15 protein-coding genes are annotated in these 16447 nt (G+C 69.4%); 12 read left to right on the top strand and 3 right to left on the bottom strand.

The annotated features are described in order from the left end of the window. The first annotated feature begins 242 nt into the window (after nt 1-242). The 8 genes from BLT28_RS16615 to BLT28_RS16650 all read left to right on the top strand — a co-directional run bounded on the left by BLT28_RS16615 (nt 243) and on the right by BLT28_RS16650 (nt 8795). Complete coding sequence (locus BLT28_RS16615) at nt 243-2822, top strand: sensor histidine kinase (RefSeq protein WP_030431545.1); 2580 nt, start codon at nt 243-245, stop codon at nt 2820-2822. A 32-nt stretch (nt 2823-2854) separates the two neighbouring features. After that, nucleotides 2855-3286: a roadblock/LC7 domain-containing protein gene (locus tag BLT28_RS16620; protein ID WP_030431546.1), complete on the top strand. Its 432-nt coding sequence runs from the start codon at nt 2855-2857 to the stop codon at nt 3284-3286. A gap of 4 nt (nt 3287-3290) precedes the next feature. Beyond that, the gene (locus tag BLT28_RS16625; protein WP_030431547.1) at nt 3291-3662 is read left to right on the top strand and encodes a DUF742 domain-containing protein; all 372 of its coding nucleotides are present in this window, start codon (nt 3291-3293) and stop codon (nt 3660-3662) included. Continuing rightward, entirely contained in the window at nt 3643-4248 is a 606-nt protein-coding gene (locus tag BLT28_RS16630; protein WP_030431548.1) for a GTP-binding protein, read from the top strand. The genes BLT28_RS16625 and BLT28_RS16630 overlap by 20 nt, the downstream gene beginning before the upstream one ends. Before the next feature lie 547 nt (nt 4249-4795). Continuing rightward, nucleotides 4796-5851, top strand: a complete 1056-nt coding sequence (locus tag BLT28_RS16635; protein WP_231950863.1) for a tryptophan dimethylallyltransferase family protein — start codon at nt 4796-4798, stop codon at nt 5849-5851. 32 nt (nt 5852-5883) lie between these two features. Then, nucleotides 5884-7257, top strand: a complete 1374-nt coding sequence (locus BLT28_RS16640; protein ID WP_030431550.1) for a tryptophanase — start codon at nt 5884-5886, stop codon at nt 7255-7257. Between the two features lie 83 nt (nt 7258-7340). Next, entirely contained in the window at nt 7341-8159 is an 819-nt protein-coding gene (locus tag BLT28_RS16645) for a VOC family protein (protein WP_030431551.1), read from the top strand. A 30-nt stretch (nt 8160-8189) separates the two neighbouring features. Next, nucleotides 8190-8795, top strand: coding sequence for an NIPSNAP family protein (locus BLT28_RS16650; RefSeq protein WP_030431552.1), 606 nt, complete (start codon nt 8190-8192; stop codon nt 8793-8795). On the opposite strand, the gene BLT28_RS16655 is transcribed toward BLT28_RS16650, so the two are convergent. Together BLT28_RS16655 and BLT28_RS16660 are read right to left on the bottom strand one after the other, a co-directional pair. After that, on the bottom strand, nt 8792-9463 hold the full coding sequence (locus tag BLT28_RS16655; RefSeq protein ID WP_081900544.1) for a vitamin K epoxide reductase family protein: 672 nt from the start codon (nt 9461-9463) through the stop codon (nt 8792-8794). The two genes, BLT28_RS16650 and BLT28_RS16655, sit on opposite strands and share 4 nt — an antisense overlap. Further along, nucleotides 9460-10137 (bottom strand): DsbA family protein, encoded by a 678-nt coding sequence (locus BLT28_RS16660; protein ID WP_030431554.1) that lies wholly within the window; start codon nt 10135-10137, stop codon nt 9460-9462. The genes BLT28_RS16655 and BLT28_RS16660 overlap by 4 nt, the downstream gene beginning before the upstream one ends. 177 nt (nt 10138-10314) lie before the next feature. Here BLT28_RS16660 and BLT28_RS16665 point away from each other — a divergent pair, with 177 nt between their 5' ends. The 4 genes from BLT28_RS16665 to BLT28_RS16680 are packed head-to-tail and all read left to right on the top strand — an operon-like array spanning nt 10315 to nt 12851. Further along, entirely contained in the window at nt 10315-10752 is a 438-nt protein-coding gene (locus tag BLT28_RS16665; protein ID WP_052407725.1) for an alpha/beta fold hydrolase, read from the top strand. Then, nucleotides 10749-11048, top strand: coding sequence for an alpha/beta fold hydrolase (locus BLT28_RS16670; RefSeq protein WP_156051290.1), 300 nt, complete (start codon nt 10749-10751; stop codon nt 11046-11048). The genes BLT28_RS16665 and BLT28_RS16670 overlap by 4 nt, the downstream gene beginning before the upstream one ends. Before the next feature lie 33 nt (nt 11049-11081). Beyond that, nucleotides 11082-11909 (top strand): MerR family transcriptional regulator, encoded by an 828-nt coding sequence (locus tag BLT28_RS16675; protein ID WP_231950807.1) that lies wholly within the window; start codon nt 11082-11084, stop codon nt 11907-11909. Between the two features lie 12 nt (nt 11910-11921). Next, nucleotides 11922-12851, top strand: a complete 930-nt coding sequence (locus BLT28_RS16680) for a hypothetical protein (RefSeq protein ID WP_030431558.1) — start codon at nt 11922-11924, stop codon at nt 12849-12851. On the opposite strand, the gene cobN is transcribed toward BLT28_RS16680, so the two are convergent. Further along, nucleotides 12820-16422 (bottom strand): cobaltochelatase subunit CobN, encoded by a 3603-nt coding sequence (gene cobN / locus BLT28_RS16685; protein WP_030431559.1) that lies wholly within the window; start codon nt 16420-16422, stop codon nt 12820-12822. The genes BLT28_RS16680 and cobN overlap by 32 nt on opposite strands. Nucleotides 16423-16447 lie beyond the last annotated feature (25 nt).

Below are 16447 nucleotides of genomic sequence, written 5' to 3' on the forward strand. Positions count from 1 at the left end.
CCCTCTAGGGTGTACTCCCCTGATCACCCTGTGCTATCGTTCCCGTCATTTCGACGGCCTGTTCGCACTGGAAAGGGCACTCTCCAGCTGAAAATCATAGGGAATTAGACGGTGGCATTGAAGTGGCGGGCAGCACCCGGACGCCACCACGCCGAGCAGGCATTTTCTACCACCTTCCCCCACGGTGGCATTCCGCCCACCCGTGAAAAGTCTCCGGGTAGCACAAGAACTTGTGGAGCGTCGTGAAGACCGACAGCGAGATGAACAAGAGCCACAAGTCGATCAGAACACGGCTCACCGGTACCGTTCTGATCCCCAGCGTGGCGCTCATGGTGATGTGGCTGGGTGGCGCGTCGTTCTTCCTGTTCGAGAGTGTCTACGTGCGGGCGGTCCTCGGCGGTGTGCGGGACGTGTCGATCCCCGCCGTCACCGCACTCGCCTCCGCGGAAAAGGAACGCCAGCTCAGCATGGCCTACCTCGGCAAGCCCGAGGGCGGGCTCTCCGAGTTGCACTCCCGGCAGCAGCAGACCGACCGTTCGCTCACCACGATGCAGACCGCGGCGAACGAACTGGCGAAGAACGCGCCGAAGGAGATCGTCGACCGGCTCAACCGTCTCAACGGGCTGATCGCCCAGCTGCCCAGGATGCGCGCCAGGGTGGACGCCAAGGAGATCAGCAAGCCGGAGATCTACAGGTACTACAACGAGATGCTGGACGCGGGCACGGACCTCTTCGAGACGCAGGCCCGCGTCCTGCCCGACGTGACGGTCGCACTCGGCGGCCTCACGTCCTCGGCGCTGTTCCGGGCCAACGACCTGATGTCCAGGGAGACCGCGCTGATCGCCAGCGCGCTCGTCTCCGGCACGCTCACCTCCGCCGAGCACGTCGAGCTGAGCAAGCTCGTCGGCGTTTACCACACCGAGCTCACCACGAAGATCCCCTTCACCCGGCCCGGGGTGCAGGAGGGCTACCAGCAGCTGATCGAGAGCGACGCGTGGAAGCAGCTGGAGCGGGCCGAGCAGGCGTTGATCAACGCGGGAGCGTGGACCTCCTCCGGCCGCAACCGCACGGAACCGCCGATCACCGAGGCGCAGTGGACCGAGATCACCACCCAGGTCGGCAACAAGCTGCTCGACCTGACGATCCAGAACGCCGACGAGGTCTCCGCGATCGGGCTCAGTGACGCCGACACCGCGCTGATCAACGTCGCCATCGGCACCGTCGCGGCCCTGATCGCGGCCATCGCCTCGATCGTCATCGCGCTGCGGGTCTCGCGCAAACTCGTCGACAAGGCGCTCGTCGTGCGCCTGGCCAGCCTGCGCAACGAGGCGCTGGAACTGGCCCACCGCAAGCTGCCCAACCTGGTCAACCGGCTCCGGCGCGGCGACACCGTCAAGGTCTCCACCGAGGTCCCCGAACTGGACTACGGCAAGGACGAGATCGGCCAGCTGGCCAGCGCGTTCAACGCCGCCCAGCTCACCGCGGTCGCCGCGGCGGTCAAGGAGGCGCAGGCCAGGGAAGGTATCAACAACGTCTTCCTCGGCATCGCCCACCGCAACCAGGGCCTGGTGCACCGGCAGCTGAAGATCCTGGACCGGATGGAGCGGCACGAGGAGGACCCGGAGCAGCTGGAAGGCCTGTTCCAGCTGGACCACCTGGCCACCCGCGCCCGCCGCAACGCCGAGAACCTGATCATCCTCGGCGGCGAGCAGCCCGGACGCCGCTGGCGCAACCCGATCCGCCTGGTGGACGTGCTGCGCGCGGCGATCTCCGAGACCGAGCACTACGTCCGGGTCCGCCTGCAGCGGGTCCCCGAGGCCGCGATCATCGGTTCCGCGGTCGCCGACACCATCCACCTCGTCGCCGAGCTGGTCGACAACGCGACCTCGTTCTCCCCGCCCCGGTCCCAGGTCCAGGTGCACGGATCGCTGGCGGCCAAGGGCGTCGTGGTCGAGGTCGAGGACCACGGCCTCGGCATGAGCGAGGAGGACCAGGCCGCGGCGAACGCGATGCTCAGCGACCCGCCCGAGTTCGACGCGATGGCGCTCAAGGGCGACTCGCGGCTCGGCCTGTTCGTCGTCGCGCGACTGGCGGCCCGGCTCGGCGTGAACGTGGAGCTGCGCACCTCGCCCTACGGCGGCACCAGGGCGATCATCCTGATCCCCAACGAGGTGCTGGCGTCCAAGACCGGCCCGGAGGACGCCAACCCCGGCACGAACCCCGGCCTGTCCCGGAACCCGCACACGCCGCCGAACGGCACCCCGTTCCCGCCGCAGAGCCGGACCGAGCAGACCGGCGTCGACCAGGTCACCGCCCACCAGCGCCCGGCTCCCACCGACTCCGGGGCCCGGCTGGGCGCCGACCTGGAGAGCTTCTGGTCCGAGCCGCTCAGCGACGAGGACTCCGACGGCGGGCGGCCGCTGAACCTGCTGGGCGGCCTCAGCTTCGAGGCCGTGCGGGAGGTGCCTGGACCGGAACCCATCGCCGACGAACCCGGGAGCCGCCCACCCGTGGAGACGCCGAGGTACAGCCACACCGGGCCCATCCCGGTGTATACCGGCAACAGCCAGCCAGAGCCGCCCGTTCCGGACACGTCCCGGCCGGGCGGGGAGGATAGCGTCAGGCCGCGCCCGGCGTTACCGCAACGCAAGCCGCAGCAGAGCCTCGCTCCTCAGCTCAGGGCGGAACCGGCACCGGTCCCGCAGATGACCGAGGACCTGGCCGAGCAGCACCGCTCCGCAGAGGAGATCCGCAACACCATGTCCGCCTTCCAGCGGGGCACCCGTGAGGGCCGCAACGCGGACAGTCCGTTCGAATCATGAGCCACGTGGAAGACGGAGAAGGTCACCCCCACATGAGCGAGAAGTCTAATCAGCACACCGACCTGAACTGGCTGCTTGACGAGCTGGTCAGCCGTACGGTCGGGGTCCAGCACGCGGTGGTGCTCTCCGCTGACGGGCTGCTCATCGGGCGCTCCAAGGCACTGTCCAAGGACGACTCCGAGCACCTGTCGGCAATGGCCTCGGCGTTCCAGAGCCTGGCGCGTGGCACGGGCAGACACTTCGGCGGTGGCGCCGTCCGGCAGACCGTCGTCGAGATGGAGCACGCGTTCCTCTTCGTCACCGCCGCCGGGCGAGGTGCCTGCCTGGCGGTGCTCGCCGAGGAGAACGCCGACGCCGGCATGATCGCTTACGAGATGAACCTGCTCGTCAAGCAGGTCGGTGTGTACCTGAGTTCGGCTCCCCGGTCCGAGCAGGCTGCGGCCAACGGCGCGTCGAGGGCGTGATGTGATGTCCGAACCAGATGACCGATGGTTCGACGAGGCAGCAGGTCCCCTGGTCCGTCCTTACGCCATGACCAGGGGCAGGACCCGCCCCGGGAACACCGACCTCGACCTGGCGACCCAGGTCGTCACGGTGTGGACCGAGAACGACTCGGGCTCGCTGAGCCCAGAACACCAGGCCGTCATCGAACTGTGCCGCACACCCTTATCAGTGGCGGAGGTGGCGGCCTACGTCGACGTCCCGCTGGTCGTGGTCAAGGTCCTGCTCAGCGACCTGATCGAGCGCGGGGACGTGGTGGCCAGAGCGCCTCGAATGGCGAACAACCTGCCGGACCGGAATCTACTTCAGGCGGTGCTTGATGGTGTCCGTAGAATCTGAGGCCCAGGGAGCCGCGATGGTCATCCCCACCTCGGTCAAGGTCCTCGTCGCGGGCGGTTTCGGCGCCGGCAAGACGACGATGGTCGGCTCGGTCAGCGAGATACCCCCGCTGAGCACGGAGGAGCTGCTGACCGAGGCCAGCACCGATGTCGACGACCTGGTGGGTGTCGAGGAGAAGACCACCACCACGGTCGCCCTCGACTTCGGGCGCATCACCATCAATCCCGAGATCGTGCTCTACCTTTTCGGCACCCCCGGCCAGAACCGCTTCTGGTTCATGTGGGACGAACTGGCGAGCGGCGCAATCGGCGCCATCGTCCTGGTGGACACGCGACGGCTCGACAGTTCCTTCCCCTCGGTGGACTTCTTCGAGCGCCGGAAGATTCCGTTCATCATCGCGGTGAATTGTTTCGACGATGCCCACCACTACCAGATCGACGAAGTCCGGCAGGCATTAGCACTGAATGCCGAGATCCCCATTCTGATGTGCGACGCACGGGAACGGGAATCGAGCAAGCAGGCGCTGGTGCGTCTCGTGGAGCACGCGCTCAGCCGGGTGCCCGCGACCGCGGACGGGCCACGGTAGCGTCCGGTGCCCGCCCCCGCGGGCGGGCACCCGCTCGACCGCAGGCGTGGCGGCGCCGCCCCAGTGCCCCTTTCGGGGGGTCTCCGGAGCGCGGCGCCGCTTCGGTGCGCGTGGCAACCTTGCGGCCAAAAGAACACCCTGGCTACGATCTTGCAAGCCACACAGGGTGAACTCAATAAGAGATCAGTTCGCATTGGTGTCACTATGTGTAGCAGTACGCAACAAAGTGTCACCCTGTCGATAACTGGCCGTAACCAGCACGACACTATACGGTGACGCAGTCGTCACCGTATGGGCGGTATTGGCAACAAGATCATCTCGCGTAGCATTGTCAAATAGTTGACAGTCCAATTTCTCTGCAAGAATAATCATCGCCCGGGGAGCCGGCGATCGGTTCGGCTAGCTGTTCGTCCTGGCAGGATGGAGCCTATTCATGGATTTGTCCGCTATGTCGCTAAGCGAATACGCCAGGGAGCAACTGCGCAGCATGCACCGGGCCGTCGGGCTGGGCGACGTACCTGGCGAGCTGCTCGGCCCGATCGGCACTATGTTGGGACCCGGCGGGTCACGCCTGCTGTCTGAACCACCATTATGGTCATCCGAACTGTCGGACGACAAGACTCCAATCGAGTTCTCGATCGCGTTTGAAGGCGAGCAAACGCCTACAGTGCGGTTATGCGTCGAGCCGATGGCCGAGAGCCCGAGCCACGCGGCGAACGTGCAAATCTCCAAAGAAATACTGCAGTTGTACTCCGAACGGTTCAGCTTCTCTCTCGACCAGTTCGACCAAGTGAGCGAACTGTTCCTGGACCCCGGACTGGCCGGGCGGTTCGCCATCTGGGTGTCGGTGGTGCTGAAGCGGAACGACACGCCCACGTTCAAGGTGTACTTCACCCCCGACCAGCAAGCTCTTGCCGTCGCCCCGGCGCTGATCGAGCAGGCGCTGGCCCGGCTGGGGTTCCCGGAGGCGTTCGCGCCGCTGCGCAGGCACGCGCTGCGGCCGGAACCGGGGCTGGACCAGTTCACCTTCTTCTCGCTGGACCTCGGTGAACGCCTGCGGTCCAGGGTGAAGGTCTACGCGTCGCACTTCGCCGCGGACGTGACCGACATCGAGCGGGCGGGGCGGGTGGCCCGCGGGGTGGAGCCGGGCAGGCTGCGCGACTTCTGCTACCTGGTCGGCGGCGGTCCCGGCCCGTTCGCCGCGCGCCCGCTGATCTCCAGCTACGCCTTCGTCGAGGGCGACACCGACCGGCCGAGCGGCTACACGCTGCACCTGCCGATCAGGGACTACGTCACCGACGACCAGCAGTCCAGGGCTCGGGTGAACGCGCTGCTGTCCCAGCACGGCTTCCCGACGGCGCCGTTCGAGCGCGCGCTCGGCGTCGCGGCGCGCCGTCCGCTGGAGGGTGGCGTCGGGATGATCCCCTACGCCTCGCTGCGGCTGGGCCTGGTGCGCCCGGGAGTGACGATCTACCTCTCCTCCGAGCTCTACGAGACGGTGCGCCCGCGGTCCTGGCGCGCGCTCGCGGACAACTACTCCCGGTCCACCGTCGTGCCCACCGGCCGAATACCGGAGGACCTCTCGCTCAACTCGGTCAAGTAACACCTCGTCCACCAGAGAGGACCGCCCGCGCAATGCCGCTCATGGAGCCGTACCGGATCAAGGTGGTCGAGCCGATCCCGATCACCACTCCAGAGGATCGGCACCGCTGGCTGGCCGCGACCGGCTACAACCAGTTCAGCCTGCGCAGTGAGCAGGTCACCATCGACCTGCTCACCGACTCGGGCACCGGTGCGCTCTCGGCGGCGCAGCAGGCGGTGGCGGCGGGGGCGGACGAGACCTACGCGGGTGCCTCGTCCTACTACCGCTTCCGCGAGGTGGTCAGCGACCTCACCGGCTACAACTACATCCAGCCGGTGCACCAGGGCCGGGCCGCCGAGCGCATCCTGTTCGGCTCCGTGCTCCGCCCGGGCATGATCTCGGTGAGCAACACGCACTTCGACACGACCAGGGCCAACGTCGAACTGCTCGGCTGCGTCGCGCTGGACCTGCCGTGCGAGGAGGCCGCGGACCTGGACAGCGCCGAGCCGTTCAAGGGCAACATCGACCTGGCCCGGCTGCGGCAGGTGCTGGCGGGGCCGGACCGGCCGCGGATCGGCCAGGTGCTGATGACGATCACCAACAACGGCGGTGGCGGGCAGCCGGTGTCGATGGCCAACATCGAGGCCGCGAGCAGGCTCTGCCGCGAGCACGGCGTCCCGTTCTTCCTCGACGCGGCCCGCTTCGCGGAGAACGCGTGGTGGGTCACCCAGCGCGAGCCGGGCTACGCCGACTGGACGCCGAGGCAGGTGGCGCAGCGGGCGTTCGCGCTCGCGGACGGGTGCGTGGCCAGCCTGAAGAAGGACGGCATCGTGCACATGGGCGGCCTGGTCGCGGTCAACGACCCGGAGCTGGCCGAGCAGTGCGAGATGCTGTGCATCGCCACGGAGGGCTTCCGCACCTACGGCGGTCTGGCCGGGCGGGACCTGGAGATGCTGGCGCAGGGCCTGATCGAGGTCACCGACCCGCTGTACCTGCGCGCCAGGGCGGACGCCACCCGCTACCTCGGCAGCCTCGCGAAGGCCGCGGGGGTGTCCATCGTCGAACCCGCGGGCATCCACGCGATCTACCTCAACGCCAAGCGGCTGCTGCCGCACCTGACCGCGTCGCAGTTCCCCGGGCACGCGCTTGCCTGCGAGCTCTACCTGCAGGGCGGCATCCGCTGCGTGGAGCTGGGATCGCTGTACCTGGGCACGCTCAACGAGCGCGGCGAGCTGCAGAGCGGGCCGCCGTTCGAGCTGGTGCGGCTGGCGGTGCCCCGGCGCGTCTACACCCAGAGCCACCTGGAGTACGTCGGCGAGGTGCTGGCGCAGATCGCCAAGCACCCGGAGCGGGTGCCCGGCTACCGGATGACGCACGTGCCCAAGCTGTTGCGCCACTTCAACTGCCGCCTCGAACGCATGGGGTAGGTCCGTTTCACGGCGTATTTCCGGTATTCGGGATCTGGCTCCCCCGCCCGATAGGGTGATCTCCCCTACCCGGAGGAGGCGAGATGCCCAGCACGTCCACCCTGCCGGTCGGCCAGCCCTGCTGGGCCGAGCTGCCGACGCCGGATCCCGCCGCGACGCGGGAGTTCTACCGCGCCGTGCTCGGCTGGGACTACGAGGTCCGTCGCGACGAGCAGGGCGTGGACTACACCGTCGCGACCCTGGCCGGGGAGCCGGTCGCCGGGCTGCGCGCGCACGACGGGCCGGTCCGTGACTGGACCCTCTACCTCGCCGTCGCCGACCTCGCCCGCGGTGCGCACCAGGTGCGGCGCTTCGGCGGGTCGGTGCTGGAGCAGCCGCAGGTGATCCCGGGACTGGGCGCGAAGGTGCTCGTCGACGACCCCGGTGGGGCCACGGTCGGGCTGTGCCAGCCCGCGCGGGACTGGAACTTCACCGTGGGGCTGCCGGGTTCCCTGGTGTGGGCGGAGCTGATCACGCCGCGGCCGACGCCCGCCGACCGGTTCTTCTGCGCGGTGTTCGGCTACGAGCAGCGGCAGGTCGCCGACGGGGTCCGGGTGGACCACGTCGTCTGGTACGTCGAGGGCGAGTCGGTGCTCGCCAGGGTCCGGATGAACCTGGACAGCCCGGAACCGGCGCCACCGAGGTGGATCGCGCATTTCGCGATCGACCCGGACGTCGGGTTCGACGAGACCCTGGACCGCGCGCGGGCCGCGGGGGCGCGGCTGCGGTTCAAGCCCTACGGCTCCACCATCGGCAAGGTCGTCGTGCTCTCCGACCCGCTCGGCACCCGGTTCGCGCTGATCGACCCGGGCCAGGCCGTCGACGAGTACGACTCGCCGCCCGAGGACCCCTACGACGACTGATTGTCAGGGGTCGGGCCTACGTTCGGGCCCATGACGGACCAGGTGGTCGAACTCCGGCAGTACACGTTGCGCCCCGGCACCAGGGACACGCTCATCGAGCTGTTCGACCGGGAGTTCCTGGAGACCCAGGAAGCGGCGGGCATGCGGGTCATCGGGCAGTTCCGGGACGAGGCGGACCCGGACCGGTTCGTGTGGCTGCGGTCGTTCCCGGACATGGAGAAGCGGGAACGCGCGCTGAGCACCTTCTACGGCGGACCGGTGTGGGCTCGGCACCGCGATGCCGCGAGGGCGACGATGGTGGACACGGACAACGCATTTGTGCTGCGGCCGGTCGGCGATGGATTTCCCTTGTACGACAGGCCTTTACCCGGCTCGACCGCGTTACCGGAGAGCCGGTTCCTCGTCACCGTCCACTACGGGGACGAGCCATTCACCGACTCCTACGCGGACGAGCTGGGGTATCAGCCGCTGGCGTGCTTTCGGTCGGAGTACGCCGCGAACACCTTCCCCGCGCTGCCCGTGCGCGAGGGCGAGCACGTGTTCGTGACGGTCGAGCGGTTCGCCGGTGCGCTCCGCGGTGGCGCGAGGAAGGAGGAACTGGTGCTGCGGCCGACCTCGCGGTCCGGGTTGCGTTAGCCGAACAGCGACACCCAGTGGCTCCAGAACGCCTGGCCGACGAGCAGCACGATCATCAGCAGCCAGGTGGTCACCACGGTGCTGTGGAAGCGCACTAGCAGCGGCGTGCGCACTCCCAGGTAGCCGCGGTCCAGGTTGTGCACCGTGGTGTACCAGAACACGGGGATGGTCGCGGCCCACACGACCATGCAGTACGGACACAGCGCGCGGATGTCGTACAGGCTCTGGATGATCAGCCAGTGCACGAAGAGCACGCCGAGCGTCGCACCGACCTGGAGGCCGAGCCACACCCAGCGCGGGAGCCGGGCGCCGGCGAGCAGCACCACGCCGAGGGTGGTGACCACCGGGAACGCGATCACGCCCAGCACCGGGTTGGGGAAGCCGAACAGCTCCGCCTGCGGCGAGCGCATGACCGAGCCGCAGCTGAGCACGGCGTCCAGCGTGCACGACGGGATGTGGAAGGGGTTGGCCAGCAGGAGGAACTTCTCGACGACCAACGCGAACGACGCGGCGGTGCCCAGCAGGCCGCCGATCGTCAGCACCCACGCGATGAGGCGCGTCGACAGCACGAAGCCGTCGGCGTCGTCGGCAGCATCGGTGGTCTCGTCGGTGATCTCTTCGTGAGCCTCGTCGGACTGGTGACCGGGGGCTCCGGACCGGGCGCTCATCGGCCCGCCAGCGCGGTGTCGATGGCGGTGCGCAGGTCCTGCACCGAGCGCGGGGTGATCTTGGCTCCGTTGAGGTAGAAGCTCGGCGTGCCCTCGACGCCCGCCGTGGCGCCGTCGGCCTGGTCCTTGGCGATGCGCGCCGCGGTGGCGGGATCGGTGACGGCGGCCTTGAACTTGGCGACGTCCAGGCCCAGCTCGGCGGCGTAGCCCTCGAAGACACTCGCGCGGGACTCGGTGCTGTGCCCCCAGCTGTCCTGGTTCTCGAAGAGCTTGATGTACATCTGCTCGAACTTGCCCTGCTGCGCGGCGGCTTCGGCGGCGCGCGCCGCGTTGTGGGCGTTGGGGTGGCTGTCGATCGGGAAGTAGCGCACCACGTAGGTCAGCTTCCCGGCGTACTCCTTGCGGAGCTGCTCGACGGCGGGGAAGGCGCCCGCGCACGCCTCGCACTCGAAGTCCAGGAACTCCACCATCGTGGCCTTGCCGTCGCCGGCGGTGGAGATCTTGTGGCTGTCGGGGCGGACGAGCACGTCCATCGGCACCTTCGGCACCTCGGAGGTGGTGGGCGCGCCACCGCTCGCCTGGGGTGAGCCACCGCCCCGGAGCAGCACGAACGCGGCCACGATGATCACCACCACCGCGACGGCGCCGACGGTGATCTTGGCGTTCTTCGTCATGTTTGAGGAACTCCTGTACGTGGGACGTCCGCACCCTGTCTACCCGGGCACCTGTCAAGGCGAGGTGATACCCGCAGATTCGACCACGTGAGCCGGGTCGCGGCGCACCCGCCTCGTCAACCTCGGTTGACTTCCGCGCCCGGGTCAACCTAGGTTGACGAGCGGAGGTGGTGTGCCGTGCTGGTCGACGTGCGTGGACGGTCGTTGTTCGCCCGGGTGCGCGGGAAGGGACCCGCCGTCGTGCTCGACTGCGGTGGGGCCGGGGCCGGGGTGGACGGGGGCTGGGGACCGGATCTGGAGGGACTGCTCGCCGCGGGCTGCACCGTCCTCACCTACGACCGGGCCGGGTCCGGGCGCTCCGGCGGGGAGCCGCCCGGCACGGTCGCGGAGATGGCCGATGACCTCGGGGAACTGGTGCGGAGGCTGGAGATCGGCATGCCCGCGGTCTTCGTCGGCTGGTCCTTCGGCGCCCTGGTGACGCAGGTCTACGCCGCCCGGCACCCGGAGGACGTGGCCGGGCTGGTGTTCGTCGACCCACACCCACCGGCGAGGGACCGGGGTCGAAGGTGGTGCAGCGGGCCGGGTTCGCGATCACTCCCCTGCTGCTCCGGATGAGCGCGCGGACCCGGGAGCTGGGGCGGGCGCTGCGGCACATGCGGGAGAACATCGCCGAGGCCACGGAGGTGGTGCAGCGGTGCGGGCTGCCCGCCGTGCCGTTGCAGGTGCTCGGGGCGTCGGTGCGGCCCCGGCTCCCCAGGGCCCAGGCGGAGTTCCAGGAGCGCAGCCTGCGCGAGCTGGCCACGCGCTCACCGCTCGGGGAGTTCGTGCTCGTCGAGGGCGCCAGTCATCACATTCCCTTGGAGCGCCCCGAAAGCGTGGCCGACGCGGTGCGGTGGGTGCTTTCGGGTTGACCTCGCCCCTGGGGCGAGCCGCAGACTGCGTCCATGCCGATGCTCGACCCCGCAAGCGGATCTTCGGTGACCGATGCCTACCTGCTCACCGGGCGGTTCGGCGCGGCGGCACGGTTGTCACCGAAGGCCCTGCGGCTCTACGCCGAGCAGGGCCTGCTGGTCCCCGCGCGCGTCGATCCGGCCACCGGCTACCGCTACTACGCGCGGGAGCAGGTGCCGCTGGCGCGGCTGATCGCCCGCCTGCGCCAGCTCGGGCTGCCGGTCGCGCGGATCGGCCGGTTGGTGACGCTCTCCCCCGAAGCCATGGTGCTGGAGCTGCGTGCGTGGCTACGGGCGCAGGGCGAACGCCTGGCAGAGCAGACCGAGATCGTGGAGGCGGTGGCGCGGCACGTCGAAGGCGGCCCGCTCGCCGCCATCGCGGTCCGTGAGGTGGCAGCGAGCAAGGTGCTCTACCGGCAGAGCTTCATCAACGTCACCCAGCTCGACGACTTCATCGCCACAGCGGGGCGCGATCTCCGCGCGCACCTCCGGGAACAGGGGATCACGGCCGATGGCGCGTTGACCGTGCACTACCACGATGAGATCACCTACGACGGCGAAGGCCGGATCGAAGCCGCGATCGCGTACGACGGCAGCGTCGAGCCCGCGGCCGATCTGTGCATCCGGCTCCGGCCCGCGCTGCGCGAGGCCTACATCCCCGCGTCTGCGGACGACGCCGTGTTCCCCCAGGTCCTGCGGTTGTACGACGCCGTCGAGACGTGGTTGGACGACAACGAGCTGACGAGCGTCGACAGTCCCTACGAGATCTACCCCGGCACGGGTGGCGCCCGGTTCGACGTCGCCTACCCCATCAACCCTTAGGAACTCCCTGTCATGACGCACTTTCCGTACGTCGGCTCCGGCCCTTACTGCTACAGCAACTCCTTCTCGATGGTGTTCGGTGCCGAGGCGCCCTCGACGGCCGTGATCGAGACAGCGACCGGCGGCCCGTTCGGGATGCAGCTGATCGGCGGGACACTGCCGTTCTTCGACCCCTACGGCTGGACCCCGGAGGAGGGTTTCGACAAGGCGCTGGCCACGCTCGGCTGGTCCTCCACGACGGTGCGGGCCGCCGACGCCGACGAAGCGCTCAGCCTGCTCCGGAAGTCCCTTGTGGACGGTCCGGTGTGGGCCGGCCCGGTGGACATGGGCCTCCTGCGGCACCAGCCCGGGATGACCGGACCGATGGGAGCGGACCACTACGTCGTCGTCATCGAGGTGGACGACGAGAGAGTGCTCATGCACGACCCGCACGGCTTCCCCTACGCGACCTTGCCGCTGCAGGACTTCCTCGAGGCGTGGCGCATCGAGAAGGTCGACTACGGCAAGCCCTTCACGATGCGCACCGGCTTCACCAGGTTCGCCGAAGTGTCCGAAGTGGACGCGATCAGGGAGTCGATCCCCACGGCGGTGCACTGGCTGTCGATGCGCGGCGGGGCGGACATGCCGCCGGGCAGCCTCGGCAACGGTGCGGCCGCTGAAGCCCTCGCCGATCTGGTCGAAGCCGGGAAGCACCCGCACGACCACTTGGTCCACTTCGCCGTGCGCGTGGGCGCTCGGCGGATCGCGGACGCCGCGACCTGCCTGGCACGCGTCGGGCTCACCGAGGCGTCGCGGATCACCGACGAGCAGGCACGGCTGATCGGGTCGATGCAGCACCCGCTGGTCGTCGGCGACCTCAAGAAGGCCGCCGACGCGTTGCGGGCGCTGGCGCCGACCTACGACGAGCTGCTCAGCGCTCTTCCAGATCCCCCTCAGTGCTGAGGTAGATCTCCTGAAGCGCGTCGAGAGTGGCCTGCTCCGGGTGTTCCCACATGCCGCGGTTCGCGGCTTCGAGCAGGCGTTCGGCGATGCCGTGCAGCGCCCACGGGTTGGACTGGGTGAGGAACTTGCGGTTCTCCTCGTCCAGCACGTAAGTCTCGGTCAGCTTCTCGTACATCCAGTCCGCCACAACCCCCGTCGTGGCGTCGTAGCCGAACAGGTAGTCCACTGTGGCCGCGAGCTCGAACGCGCCCTTGTAGCCGTGCTTGCGCATCGCGGCCAGCCAGCGGGGATTGACCACTCGAGCCCGGAAGATCCGCGTGGTCTCCTCGCTCAGCGTCCTGGTGCGCACCGCGTCCGGCCGCGTGCTGTCGCCGATGTAGGCCGCGGGGGCCTTGCCGGTGAGCGCGCGGACGGTGGCGATCATGCCGCCGTGGTACTGGAAGTAGTCGTCGGAGTCGGCGATGTCGTGCTCGCGGGTGTCGATGTTCTTGGCCGCCACCGCGATCCGCTTGTACGCGGTCTCCATGTCCGGTCGAGCCTGCACGCCGTCCAGCTCACGACCGTAGGCGTAGCCGCCCCACACCGCGTACACCTCGGCCAGATCGGCGTCGTCCCGCCAGTTGCGGCTGTCGATCAACGGGAGCAGTCCCGCGCCGTACGCGCCCGGCTTGGAGCCGAAGATCCGCATCGTGGCGCGGCGGTCATCGCCGTGGGCTGCCTTGTCCGCGAGGACGTGGGCGCGGACGAAGTTCTGCTCGGCGGGCTCGTCCAGCTCGGCGACCATCCGGACCGCGTCGTCGAGCAGCCCGACGACGTGCGGGAACGCGTCACGGAAGAATCCGCTGATGCGCATGGTGACGTCGATGCGCGGGCGGTCCAACTCCGCCGACGGGATCACTTCGAGCCCGGACACGCGGCGCGACTGGTCGTCCCAGACCGGCCGGACACCGAGCAGCGCGAGGACTTCGGCGATGTCGTCGCCCGCGGTGCGCATCGCGCTGGTGCCCCAGATCGACAGTCCGACCGAGGGCGGCCATTCACCGGTGTCGGCACGGTAGCGGGCCAGCAGGGAGTCGGCCATCGCCTGCCCGGTCTCCCAGGCCAGGCGGCTCGGCACCGCCTTCGGGTCGACGGAGTAGAAGTTGCGGCCGGTCGGCAGCACGTTCACCAAGCCCCGCAACGGTGAACCGCTCGGGCCCGCGGGCACGTAGCCACCGTCGAGGGCGTGCAGCACCATGTCCAGCTCGTCGGTGGTCCGGGCCAGGCGCGGGACCACCTCGACCGCCGCGAAGGTCAGGATCTCGGTGATCTGGTCGTCGGCGCGGCCCAGCACCTCCTGCGTGACGCGCACTGCCGCCGACGCGTCCCACTGCGCGTTCTCCATGCCCTGCACCAGGTTCCGCGCGGTCTCCTCCACCGCGTCGGTGCCGGTCCTGGACGCGCTGCCGTCCTCGACGAGCCCCAGAGCCTCGCGCAGTCCGGGCAAAGACGTTGTGCCGCCCCACATCTGGCGCGCCTGGAGCATCGCGAGCACCAGGTTCACCCTGGCCTCGCCGACGGGCGCGTTGCCGAGCACGTGCAGGCCGTCGCGGATCTGCACGTCCTTGACCTCGCACAGCCAGCCGTCGACGTGCAGCAGGAACTCGTCGAACTCCGCGTCGTGCGGGCGGTCGGCCATGCCCAGGTCGTGGTCGAGCTTGGCGGCCTGGATCAGCGTCCAGATCTGCGCGCGGATCGCCGGCAGCTTCGCCGGGTCCATCGCGGCGATGTTGCCGTACTCGTCGAGCAGCTGCTCCAGCCGCGCGATGTCGCCGTAGCTGTCCGCGCGGGACATCGGCGGCACCAGGTGGTCGACCAGCGTGGCGTGCGCGCGGCGCTTGGCCTGGGTGCCCTCGCCGGGATCGTTGACCAGGAACGGGTAGATCAGCGGCAGGTCGCCGAGCGCCGCGTCCGGACCGCACGACGCCGACATGCCGACCGTCTTGCCCGGCAGCCATTCCAGGTTGCCGTGCTTGCCGACGTGCACGACCGCGTGCGCGCCGAAGTCCTCGGCCAGCCAACGGTAGGCGGCCAGGTAGTGGTGGCTCGGCGGCAGGTCGGGATCGTGGTAGATGGCGATCGGGTTCTCGCCGAAGCCGCGCGGCGGCTGCACCATCACGACGATGTTGCCGGTGCGCAGCGCGGCCAGCACGATCTCGCCCTCCGGGTCGGACGACCGGTCGACGAACAGGTCACCGGGCGCGGCGCCCCAGTGCTGCTCCATCTCCTCGCGCATGTCCTCCGGGAGCGTTTCGTACCAGGCGCGGTAGCGGGTCGCGGGCAGCCGCACCGGGTTGCCGGTGAGCTGTTCCTCGGTCAGCCAGTCCGCGTCCTGGCCACCCGCCGCGATCAGCGCGTGGATCAGCGCGTCGCCGTCGAGCGCGGCGAGGCCCGGCAGCGCGTCGGGGCCGTCCAGCGGGCCGACGTCGTAGCCGCGCTCGCGCATCGCGGTGAGCAGCCGGACAACACTTGCCGGAGTGTCAAGTCCGACTGCGTTGCCGATGCGGGAGTGCTTCGTCGGGTAGGCCGACAGCATGACCGCGATGCGCCGTTCGGCGGGCGGGATGTGCCGCAGAACGGCGTGCCGGTGAGCGATCCCGGCCACCCTGCGAGCACGTTCCGGGTCCGCGACGTAGACGGTGAGGCCGTCGGAGTCGATCTCCTTGAAGGAGAACGGGACCGTGATGATCCGCCCGTCGAACTCCGGGATCGCCACCTGCGTCGCGGTGTCCAAAGGGGACAGTCCGTCGTCGTTGTCGTCCCACGCGGCGCGGCTGCTGGTCAGGCAGAGCGCTTGCAGGATCGGCACGTCGAGCGCCGCGAGCGCGCCGACGTCCCACGCCTCCTCGTCACCGCCCGCCGAGGCCGCGGCGGGTTTGGTGCCTCCGGCGGCGAGGACGGTGACGACCAGGGCGTCCGCCTTGGCCAGTTCTGCGAGGAGTTCGGGTTCGGCCGTGCGGAGGGAGGAGCAGAAGATCGGGAGCGCGCGGGCTCCGGCGTCCTCGACCGCGTCGCACAACGTGTGGATGAACGCTGTGTTTCCGGCCACATGGTGGGCGCGGTAGTAGAGGATCGCGACCGTGGGGCTCTGGTCCTGCTTGGTGCTTTCTCGTTCCAGCCCGCCCCACGTCGGTGTGGGCGCGGGCGGAGCGAAACCGAACCCGGTCAGCAGCACGGTGTCGGAGAGGAACTTGTACAGCTCCGCCAGGTTCGCGGGACCACCGTGCGCGAGGTAGGAATGCGCTTCCGCGCAGACGCCGCCGGGCACGGTCGACAGCTCCATCAGCTCGGCGTCAGGGGCTTGCTCCCCGCCGAGCACGACCACCGGCACCGGCCCGGCGAGAAGGCTGTCCAAGCCCTCCTCCCAGGCGCGACGGCCGCCGAGGATGCGCACCACCACCAGGTCGACGCCCTCGACCAGCTCGGGGAGATCCGCCACGTCGGTCCTGGCCGGATTGGCCAGCCGGTAGTCGGCGCCGCTGGCACGGGCCGACATCAGGTCTGTGTCGGAGGTCGACAACAGCAGCATCACAGGACACGCTCCGCTCCCCCGGGGT

It is taken from the genome of Allokutzneria albata (assembly GCF_900103775.1).
GTDB classification, from domain to species: Bacteria; Actinomycetota; Actinomycetes; order Mycobacteriales; family Pseudonocardiaceae; genus Allokutzneria; species Allokutzneria albata.